The following is an 8,900-nucleotide window of genomic DNA, read 5'->3' on the forward strand; positions in this document are numbered from 1 at the left end:
CCACGAACCACGAACCACCGACACGACGAGGAGGAGGCCCGGATGAGGCCGATCGGCATCGAAGCACTCGACGTCCACCCGGGGCTGCTGCAGATCGCGGCGTCCGACGTCTTCGCCGGCCGGGGCCTGGACGCCGGGCGGTTCGGGAACCTGACCATGAGCCGGCGTTCCGTCGCCCTGCCGTTCGAGGACCCGGTCACCAACGCGGTGAACGCCGCCGCCCCGCTGCTCGACCGGCTCGGGCCCGACGTCCGGGACCGCATCGAACTCCTCGTCACCACCAGCGAATCCGGCATCGACTACAGCAAGTCGATCGCCTCCTACGTCCACCGGTACCTCGGTCTCGGCCGCAACTGCCGGCTGGTCGAGATGAAGCAGGCCTGCTACTCGGCCACCGCCGCTCTCCAACTCGCGCTCGCCCAGACGGCCTCCGGTTTCTCCGAGGGGGCCAAGGCACTGGTCGTCGCGACCGACGTCTCGCTGGCCGACGCACGGGCCGAGTACGCCGAACCGGCCACCGGTACGGGCGCGGTGGCGATGCTCGTCGGGGACGAGCCGCGGGTGCTGACGGTCGACCAGGGGGCCTTCGGCACCTACAGCTTCGAGACCCTGGACTCGGCCCGGCCCGCCCCCGACCTGGACATCGCCGACGTCGACCGCTCGCTGCTCGCCTACCTGGAGTGCCTCGGCGGGAGCTTCGCCGACTACTGCTCCCGCGTCGAGGGGGCCGACTTCGTCCGGACCTTCGACCACCTGGCGATGCACACCCCCTTCGCGGGCATGGTGAAGGCCGGCCACCGCCGCATGATGCGCGAACTCGGCGCCGCCGCAGGCCCGGAGGTGGAGGCCGACTTCGCCCGGCGGGTAGCGCCGTCCCTGGTGTACCCGGGCGAGGTCGGCAACCTCTTCTCCGGCTCGCTCTACCTCGCCCTGGCCGCGCTGATCGACCAGGTGCGGCCCGCCGACCCGGCCCGGGTCGGCCTGTTCTCGTACGGCTCCGGCTGCTCCTCGGAGTTCTTCAGCGGAGTGATCGGCGCGGACTCCACCGCCGCCCTGGCCGAGACCCGGATCGCCGAGCGCATCGCCGGCCGGGGCCGCCTGGACTTCGCGGAGTACGACGCCCTGCTCGACGAGACCCGCGGCTGTCTGCGCCCCGACCGCCACCGCCGGGTCGACCACGAACCCCACCTGGCCCTGCTGGACCGCGTCGTGGACCGCCCGAAGATCCTCGCCTTGGCGGCGATCGAGGACTACCACCGCCGCTACGAATGGATCTGACGAACCATCGGATCAGATATGTGTCGCCGAACACCGCCGGCCGGCCCCGGACCGGCCCGAGAGGAGTACCCGTGAGCGACCTCACCCGCACCCAGGTCTTCGACACCCTGCGGCGCAACGCCCTGGACGTGGTGCCCGAACTCGACCCGGCCGCCTTCGCCGCCGAACGCACCCTCTCGGAACTCGGCTGCAACAGCATCGACCGGGCCGAGATCGTGACCCTCACCATGGAGGAGCTCGGCATCGTGGTACCCGTGCACGAGTTCCAGCAGGGGTACGACATCGCGACCCTGGTGGACGTCATGCTGAAGCACGCGTGAACGGCCGGCCACCGGCCCCGGCCGGGATCACCGGCCTCGGCATCGTCTGCTCGGTGGCCCAGGACGTCGACGGCTTCGCGGCCGCCCTGGCGGCGGGCGCAAGCGGGCTGCGCCCGACCGGTACGGCGGACGGGCCCGCCCTCACCGCCGACGTCGACGGCTTCTCGCTGGAGCGCGCCCTCGCCGCCCGCCGTCTCCCGGCGCACCTCCTGGGCACGGCGGCCCGGGCGGCCGGGCGGTCCCCGTGGCCGCTGCGGGCCGCCGCGGCCGCGGCCCTCGAAGCCTGGGAGGCGGCGGGCCTGCACGAGGCCCCGGCCGACCCGGACCGGATCGGGCTGGTCGTCGCGGGCAACAACCTGACCGAGCAGCACACCGAGCAGCAGCGCCCCCGCTACCAGCGGGACCCCGCCTACCTGCCCGCCCGGTACGCGCTGCACCACCAGGACACCGACCACGTCGGCACCCTCAGCCACATCCTCGGCATCACCGGCGAGGGGTGCACCGTCGGCGGCGCCTCCGCCAGCGGCAACCTCGGCGTCATCACCGGCGCCCGGCTGGTCGAGGCCGGCGCGGTGGACGTCTGCCTGGTGGTGGGCGCCCTCGTCGAGCTCTCCCTGCTGCAGACCCGGGGCTATCTGACGCTCGGCGCTATGGCCGCCGCCGGACCGCCCGGCACCCCGCCGCCCGGCGCACCGTTCGACGCGGACCACCGCGGCTTCAGCCCCGGCCAGGCCGCGGCCGTGGTCGTACTGGAATCCGCCGCCTCCGCGCGGACCAGGGGCCGGGCGGCGAGCGCGGTGCTGCGCGGCCACGGGAGCGCGCTGGACGGAAACCAGCTTGCCGACCCCTCGGCCGCCGGCGAGGCCCGCGCGATGCGGACGGCCCTGCGGCGCGCGGGCCTCGCCGCCCGCGAGATCGGCTACGTCAACACGCACGGCACCGCCTCGCCGCTCGGCGACCGGACCGAGCTCGCGGCGCTGCGGCTGGCCCTCGGTGACGAGGCGGGCACACCCTGGATCAACTCCACCAAGGCCGTCACCGGCCACTGCCTGGCGTCGGCGGGCGTGGTGGAGGCGGTGGCAACCGTCCTCCAGCTGGAGCGCGGCTTCGTGCACCCCACCCCCGGGCTGCGCCGCCCGATCGACCCGGGGTACCGCTTCGCGGGCACCGCCGCCGAGGACGCCCGGCCCGGGTTCGCGCTGTCGAACGGCTTCGGCTTCGGCGGCTTCAACACCAGCCTGCTGCTGGCCCGTCCGGACGCCTGAGCCGGCCGGCGGGAGGCCCGGGCGCGTGCGGTCCGGTCCGTCCGGGGCGTGTGTGCTGCCCATACGGCAGGCGCCAGTGCTCAGTTGTGAACAGACGCGGCGGCCCGGCCCGGCTAGCGTGCGCCGCATCGGCAGCAGCTCCTCCGCAGATCGTCGACGGAAGGCGGGACCCATGGCAGACGAGACCCAGGCGGCGGCTCACCAGGAGGCTCACCGGGAGGCTCAGGCGGTTCAGGCTGCCGACCGCGAGCCCACCTTCCCCCGCGAGCGGACCTGCCCGTTCGCGCCGCCCGCCGAGTACGCCCGCTGGCAGGCCGAGCAGCCGGTCGCCGAGGTCGTCCTGCCCAGCGGGCAGGACGCCTGGCTGCTGACCCGGCACCAGGACGTCCGCGCGATGCTCGACGACCCCCGGTTCAGCGCGGACAGCGCCCACCCGGGCTTCCCCCGGATGTACCGGCAGGCCGTCCCGCAGGTGCTCAAGGGCACCTTCCTGCGGATGGACGGCGCCGACCACCTCCGCTACCGCCGCATGCTCGGCAAGGAGTTCACCGCCAAGGGCGCCAAGGAGATGCGCCCGCTGGTCGAGCGCACCGTCGACGGCCTGCTGGACCGGATGGCCGAGCAGGGCTCGCCCGCCGACCTGGTCACGGCACTGGCCTACCCCGTCCCCTCGACCACCATCTGCGGGGTCCTGGGCGTCCCGTACGAGGACCGGGCCCGCTTCGAGGACAGCACCCGGGTGATGATCAGCGGGCGCAGCACCCCGGAGGAGGTCGTGCGTGCCAAGGAGGAGATCCTCGGCTATCTGACGGGCCTGGTGGCCGCCAAGGAGCGCGAGCCCGGGGACGACCTCATCAGCAGGCTGCTGGAGGAGCAGGTGGCCACCGGGGAACTGGACCGGGACGAGGTGCCGGTGCTCGCCTGGCTGCTGCTCGCCGCCGGGCACGACACCACCGCCAGCATGATCGGGCTCGGCGCGCTGCTGCTCATGGAGCATGCCGACCAACTCGCGGCGCTCCGCAGCGATCCCGGGCTCGTCGCGGGCGCCGTCGAGGAACTGCTGCGCCACCAGACCATCATGCAGATCGGGATGAACCGGGTCGCCCTGGAGGACGTCCGGATCGGCGACCGCACGGTGCGGGCGGGGGAGGGCGTGGTCGCCCAGCTGATGGCCGCCAACCGGGACCCGGAGGTCTTCGCCGACCCTGACCGCTTCGACATCACCCGCTCCGCCCGCGGGCACGTCGCCTTCGGCTACGGGCCGCACCAGTGCCTGGGGCAGATGCTCGCCCGGGTCGAGCTCCAGGTGACGCTGGCCCGGCTGTTCGAGCGGTTCCCGAAGCTGCGCACCGTCCGTCCGGTGGCCGAAATCCCGTTCCGGCACCACATGTTCGGCCTCTACGGGGTCACGGAGCTGATGGTCGAATGGTGATCGGCGTCCGGGTCGACGCGGAGCGCTGCTGCGGCTCGGGGAACTGCGCGTTCACGCTGCCGGAGGTGTTCGACCAGGACCCCTCCGACGGGCGGGTGGTGCTGCTGCAGAACCGGCCGCACTCCGGGGTCCTCGACCTCGTGCGGGAGGCGGCCGATCTCTGCCCGTCCGGGGCGATCGAACTGACGGAGTGACGGCCGCGGCCGTCGGCCGCGGTGCACCGTCCGGCGCGGGCGCTACTCCGACTCGACGTACTCGGCCAGACCGCGCTCGTCCACCCAGAGGTGGGCCCCCGAGCCCCGCTGCACCAGGCCGGCGTCGGTGAACCGCTTGAGGAAGTAGCCGATCCGGGAGCGGGTCGTCCCGACCATGCCGGAGAGCTCGTCCTGGGTGATCCGTTCCTTGATCACCAGCGTCTCGGGGGGCCTGCGCTCGCCGAACTTGCGGCCGAGCGTCAGCAGCAGGGCGGCCAGGCGCTTCTCGCTGTCCATGGTCACCAGGTTGGCGATGGTCTGCTGCTGCTCGGAGAGCCGCGCGGTGAGGTGGGTCATGAACGCCTCGCGGATGCCGTGGTCCTGGCAGCCCGTCACCCAGATGGTGGGGATGCGGATCAGCGTGGTCCGGCGCATCGCGGTGGCGGTCTCGGCGCGGGCGCCGGAGAGAAGGCAGAGTTCGCCGAAAACATCGTTCTGCCCGTAGATCGAGAGAACGCACCGCTTGCCCTCGCGGGAATGCGTGACGGTCTTCACCTGGCCGCTCTCGACCACGTAGAGATGACTGTCTTCCTCGCCGCAGTTGTAAATATGGCTGTTTTTGGGGAAGGTGAGCCTGGTGGCACTCGCCTGGCCGGCGAGCGCGGCGGTGTGCAATCGTATGCCAAAACAGTTGCCGCTGTTCTCGGAGTTCATGTTTCCCCCCGGTTCTTCATGCAGGTCTTGCACGGTTTCACAGTGGTGTCCGGGCACGTCCAGGCAGGTCGGGCGGGGCGTGAGGGTGCAGATCGGGGAGGCCCGGGATGTGTGCTGTGCCAACCTGCAACGCCCTCAGGGACTACGCGAGACCACCCCCCTGTCCAAAGGTCGTCGGCGCGGCCGCGATCGCGGCACGCACGCGAAATCTCACTGCCGTGGCATTGCGGGTGCCCACGTCGCGGAATTCACGGCGCATCGACGGGGCAATAGCGAGGCGCTTGTCAGGGTCATGAAATGATCACCCCCTCCGCGATGCGGAAAGCGTACCAATGGAAATCGCGAAGTGAAAGTATGATCGACATACCGATCATTGATCTCTTTGATTGCCGCGAATATGGCCGAAATGATTCGCTCGCTCGTGACTCCCCGGTGACGACCGGCACGGTCGTAGCCATGGCGGAACCGGTCGCGACGGCACTGCGACCCCGGTCGTCCCACACTGTGGGACGACCGGAACCAGGTGCGGAGCAGACGCCGTCGCCGCACGTCAGGACGGTCGGACGGTGACCGGTACCGGTCGGTGACGCCTCGACGGGACGGGCGCGCAGAAGCCGGCCCACCTTCGTGATCGCGCCCCCGGCGGCCTGCTGCCGGAGCCGGGCGGTGGCTGATTGCCTGCGGTTGGGGCCGCTGAGCGCTGTGGCGCAACTGGAGTCGGCCAGGGTTTATCGGGCGTGAACATCCCCGGGTCGCCGAGTGGGCAGTTCGGTGTCCTCCTCCGACGGGTCGACAGATCTCCGCCGACCGTACGACCGCGCGACCGTGCGGCTCGGGACGGGTGTGCGCGAAGCCGGGAGTCTCCTCCGGCCGACCCGTCCGGGACCGTACGGGCGGCGGGTAGGCTGCCGACGATCGTCGATTCGACAGCCGACCGGGAGAGGACGGGGAACCCGTGGCGGCAGGAGCAACGGTGCGGCCGTCCGGTGGCGGCGGGAGCGGCCTGTGGGACGCCGCCTCGCTGAGCCTGCGGTTGGCGGCCATGACGGAACAGGACCCCGAGCTCAAGCGGTTCGGCGCCGACTACCACGGATATCGGCTGCGGCCTCCGCTGGCGGACCGGACGATCCGTTCCTTCGAGCGGGAGTCCGGGGTGCGGCTGCCCGAGTCCTACCGCCGTTTCCTCGCGGAAGTGGCGGACGGGGGAGCCGGTCCGTACTACGGCGTGCTCGGTCTCACCGAGCAGTTGGACGACGAGGACGCGGTCCACGACCTTCGGGAGGAGTGCCTGGCGCCCGGGTTCCTGGCCACGCCCTTTCCGTACACCCGGGCAATTCCGGGCCCCGGCAAGGGGAGTAGGGCCCGCTACGAGCTGAGCGGGACTCTGGTCATCGCAGAAGCCGGATGCGGAATGTTCGCCCGGCTCGTCGTCACCGGGAAGAGCGCCGGGCAGGTCTGGTTCGACGACCCCGACTGGGGCGGCCTGGCTCCGGGGCCGGACTTCCGCACCTGGTACACGGACTGGCTGGAGTCGACGGGCTGACCTCGTGATCGACGGGACGGGTCCTCGGAACCCGAGCACAGCCACCCGGCGGGTCCCTGTCAGCGCCTGCTGCAAGACAGTCCGGGAACCGGTGGCTCCGACCCGCGGTCGGCCGGGCCCGTAGGTCTCCGGCAGCACCGCGATCCCACCGTGCGCGCCACGGCGATCCCGTACCTGCCCTGGTGGCAGGGGGTCGGGCGGGCGACCCGCTGCCTCGGCCGTCCGGTCGTCCCCGGCTGCACCCGCGCCCTCCGTGCCGCACGCTCGACCCATGACCGAGGAACCCCCGCTCACCCCCGCCGCCCGCGACCTCGCCGACTGCTACGCCCGCCTGCTCGACCTGGTCGAGCGCTGCACCCGGGCCGTCCGGGACGGCGACTGGGTGTACCTCAACGACGAGGCGGGCGAGCTCAGCGTCGTGTCGGACGAGGTGTCGGCAGCCGCTGCGGCCCTCACCCGGGACGAGACCGCCACGAATCCGGCCGTGGTCCTGGCGCTGATCGACCGGAGCCGGGAACGGAACACCGACTGATCACCCGCGCCCCCGCGCCCCCAGGCTTCGGCCATCGGCGAAGTAGCTTATCCCGCAGCGTAGTCAGTCGACGGTCCACGAACCCGCCGTGCTCCTCGTCCGGGCAGATCACCGCTCTCCGGTAGCGGCGTTCACATATTTCCCAACGCGGCACGGTGCAGGGCCGTTCCCGTATTCCGTGTGACTCTTCGCGCGTCGTCCGAGCCTTCTCAGTGCGCCGATCGGGACCCCATACTCCGAGGTCGGCAGCGGCAAGCGCGCCAAGAACCGTAAGGAACACCTCGATCATGACCTCTGAGACGGTAACCGCAGCGGCTGCGGGCACCTGGAAGCTCGGCGACCTGGAAGTCAACCGCCTCGGCTTCGGCACGATGCGCCTGACGGGCAACGGGGTGCGGGGGAACTCCGACGGTGCCCCGATCGACCGCAGCCGCGCGATCGCGATCCTGCGCCGCGCGGTCGAACTCGGCGTGAACCACATCGACACCGCCTCGTTCTACTTCTCACCGCTGCGTTCCGCCAACGAGCTGATCAACAGTGCGCTGGCGCCGTACCCCGACGACCTGGTCATCGTCACCAAGGTCGGACCGGGACGCGACCCGTCGGGAGAGTGGCAGGGCATGGCCCGCCCCGAGCAACTGCGCGGCCAGGTCGAGGAGAACCTGCGGCAGCTCGGGCGCGACCACCTCGACGTCGTCAATCTGCGCAGGAACGGCGTGGACTCGATCGCCGACCACTTCGGTGCCCTGGCCGACCTCCGCGACGCCGGGCTCATCCGCCACCTGGGCATCTCCAGCGTCAGGCCCGAGCATCTGGCCGAGGCCCAGGCCATCGCGCCGGTGGTCTGCGTCCAGAACTACTACGGCCTCGACCGCCGAGCCTCGGATGCCGACGGCCTGGTGGACGGCTGCGGTGAACAGGGCATCGCCTTCGTACCGTACTTCGCGATCTCCGGGAACCGGCTCGAAGCGAGCGCGGCCGACACGCACGACGACGAGGTGCTCGCCATCGCACGTGCACACGGCGCGACTCCGGCGCAGGTCCGCCTGGCCTGGACGCTGCACCGTGGACCGCACGTGCTGGCCATCCCGGGCACCAGCAACCCCGACCACCTGGTCGAGAACATCACTGCCGGTGAACTGCGGCTCTCGCCGGACGAATTGGCGCGCCTCCAGCTCCTCGGTTCGGAGCAAAGCGTGAACTGACATATTGTCCGGCTCCCCGGGGCAGCCCGCATTTGCTTCAGATCGCTGCCACCTGCCGACAATCGCAGAGAGGGCACCGCGTGGTCCGCGGTGCCCTCTGCGCGACTGGTGGGATCAGGCGCGCACGGTGAGCCAAGCGCCGAGGCCGCTGCACCCGGTCGCGTTGTACGTGGTGCTCCGGTAGCCGGCCGGAATGGGCGAGTAGGGGCAGGTCCAGATGCCGTTGCGCACCAGCTGGTGGTACCAGGAGCCGATGCCGCTGCAGCCGCTGGTGTTGTGGTTGGTGATGACGTATCCGGAGACGATCGGCGAGCCCGAGCAGGTCCAGATGCCGTCGCGGGCGCGCTGGTGGTACCAGGAGCCGATGCCGCTGCAGCCGCTGGTGTTGTGGTTGGTGATGACGTATCCGGAGACGAT

Annotated in this window: 10 protein-coding genes; 8 read left to right on the forward strand and 2 right to left on the reverse strand. The window is 71.4% G+C overall.

Annotated elements, in window-relative coordinates:
• The first annotated feature begins 42 nt into the window (after positions 1–42).
• The 5 genes from UK12_RS05855 to UK12_RS05875 all read left to right on the forward strand — a co-directional run bounded on the left by UK12_RS05855 (position 43) and on the right by UK12_RS05875 (position 4,489).
• Complete coding sequence (locus tag UK12_RS05855) at positions 43–1,278, forward strand: hydroxymethylglutaryl-CoA synthase family protein (protein ID WP_045300278.1); 1,236 nt, start codon at positions 43–45, stop codon at positions 1,276–1,278.
• Between the two features lie 71 nt (positions 1,279–1,349).
• Positions 1,350–1,598: a phosphopantetheine-binding protein gene (locus UK12_RS05860; RefSeq protein ID WP_045300280.1), complete on the forward strand. Its 249-nt coding sequence runs from the start codon at positions 1,350–1,352 to the stop codon at positions 1,596–1,598.
• Positions 1,595–2,863 (forward strand): beta-ketoacyl synthase N-terminal-like domain-containing protein, encoded by a 1,269-nt coding sequence (locus UK12_RS05865; protein WP_197084598.1) that lies wholly within the window; start codon positions 1,595–1,597, stop codon positions 2,861–2,863. The genes UK12_RS05860 and UK12_RS05865 overlap by 4 nt, the downstream gene beginning before the upstream one ends.
• 172 nt (positions 2,864–3,035) lie before the next feature.
• Positions 3,036–4,295 (forward strand): cytochrome P450, encoded by a 1,260-nt coding sequence (locus UK12_RS05870; protein ID WP_045300282.1) that lies wholly within the window; start codon positions 3,036–3,038, stop codon positions 4,293–4,295.
• The gene (locus UK12_RS05875) at positions 4,289–4,489 is read left to right on the forward strand and encodes a ferredoxin (RefSeq protein ID WP_331386635.1); all 201 of its coding nucleotides are present in this window, start codon (positions 4,289–4,291) and stop codon (positions 4,487–4,489) included. Before UK12_RS05870 ends, UK12_RS05875 begins: the two co-directional genes overlap by 7 nt.
• A gap of 42 nt (positions 4,490–4,531) precedes the next feature.
• Here the strand turns inward: UK12_RS05875 and UK12_RS05880 are convergent, their stop codons facing one another.
• Positions 4,532–5,203, reverse strand: a complete 672-nt coding sequence (locus tag UK12_RS05880; protein WP_082119341.1) for a Crp/Fnr family transcriptional regulator — start codon at positions 5,201–5,203, stop codon at positions 4,532–4,534.
• A gap of 955 nt (positions 5,204–6,158) precedes the next feature.
• Between UK12_RS05880 and UK12_RS05885 the strand changes: the two genes are divergently transcribed.
• The 3 genes from UK12_RS05885 (at position 6,159) to UK12_RS05895 (ending at position 8,483) form a co-directional block, all read left to right on the forward strand.
• Positions 6,159–6,746 (forward strand): SMI1/KNR4 family protein, encoded by a 588-nt coding sequence (locus UK12_RS05885; RefSeq protein ID WP_197084599.1) that lies wholly within the window; start codon positions 6,159–6,161, stop codon positions 6,744–6,746.
• Between the two features lie 271 nt (positions 6,747–7,017).
• The gene (locus tag UK12_RS05890; protein WP_045300284.1) at positions 7,018–7,278 is read left to right on the forward strand and encodes a hypothetical protein; all 261 of its coding nucleotides are present in this window, start codon (positions 7,018–7,020) and stop codon (positions 7,276–7,278) included.
• A gap of 287 nt (positions 7,279–7,565) precedes the next feature.
• Positions 7,566–8,483, forward strand: a complete 918-nt coding sequence (locus UK12_RS05895; protein ID WP_045300286.1) for an oxidoreductase — start codon at positions 7,566–7,568, stop codon at positions 8,481–8,483.
• Between the two features lie 114 nt (positions 8,484–8,597).
• Here the strand turns inward: UK12_RS05895 and UK12_RS40950 are convergent.
• Positions 8,598–8,900: hypothetical protein (locus UK12_RS40950; protein WP_045300289.1), on the reverse strand; the 303-nt coding region annotated here is incomplete at its 5' end.

This window comes from Saccharothrix sp. ST-888 (assembly GCF_000955975.1).
Lineage (GTDB): Bacteria > Actinomycetota > Actinomycetes > Streptomycetales > Streptomycetaceae > Kitasatospora.

Coding starts and splice junctions, on each gene's coding strand:
- UK12_RS05875 (WP_331386635.1), top strand. CDS start 4,289: ATGGTGATCGGCGTCCGGGTCGACGCGGAGCGCTGCTGCGGCTCGGGG.
- UK12_RS05895 (WP_045300286.1), top strand. CDS start 7,566: ATGACCTCTGAGACGGTAACCGCAGCGGCTGCGGGCACCTGGAAGCTC.
- UK12_RS05880 (WP_082119341.1), bottom strand. CDS start 5,203: ATGAACTCCGAGAACAGCGGCAACTGTTTTGGCATACGATTGCACACC.
- UK12_RS05870 (WP_045300282.1), top strand. CDS start 3,036: ATGGCAGACGAGACCCAGGCGGCGGCTCACCAGGAGGCTCACCGGGAG.
- UK12_RS05890 (WP_045300284.1), top strand. CDS start 7,018: ATGACCGAGGAACCCCCGCTCACCCCCGCCGCCCGCGACCTCGCCGAC.
- UK12_RS05855 (WP_045300278.1), top strand. CDS start 43: ATGAGGCCGATCGGCATCGAAGCACTCGACGTCCACCCGGGGCTGCTG.